This is a genomic window from Paenibacillus sp. 598K (assembly GCF_003851045.1).
GTDB lineage: Bacteria > Bacillota > Bacilli > Paenibacillales > Paenibacillaceae > Paenibacillus_D.
The window spans coordinates 1-319 of the sequence record NZ_BFBX01000369.1 but is presented as its reverse complement, the minus strand read 5'-3'; the positions used below and the strand labels follow the sequence as shown (position 1 = coordinate 319).

Here is a 319-nt window from a genome sequence, read left to right as displayed (position 1 = left end):
CGGTCAGAGCGCTCTGACCGTTGGCGGCTTCGCCGGCGACGATCCATTCGGAAGCCCGCTTGCCCGCGAGCTTCAGCAGTCCTTTGCGAAAGTTCGGTTGATCCTCTGCGATGAACAGTTTGCCCTTCATGCGGGTGGTCCCTCCTCATCCTCTTCCACAGGTTCATTCGTTAGCGGCAGCTTCATGATGACCGTCGTCCCTTGTCCCGGCTCGCTCTGCAGCGCTACGCCATAAGGCTCGCCGTAGACGAGCGCGATGCGGCGCAGCACGCTCTGCAGGCCGATGCCGGTGCGGCTGCGCTCTGGCGGCGTCTCGCCG

Annotated in this window: 1 protein-coding gene; it reads right to left on the bottom strand. The window is 64.3% G+C overall.

Annotated features, from left to right (window positions below):
- Window positions 1-126: 126 nt before the first annotated feature.
- Window positions 127-319, bottom strand: a 193-nt coding sequence (locus PA598K_RS37065; RefSeq protein ID WP_221414218.1) for a sensor histidine kinase, incomplete at its 5' end; no start/stop codon positions are given.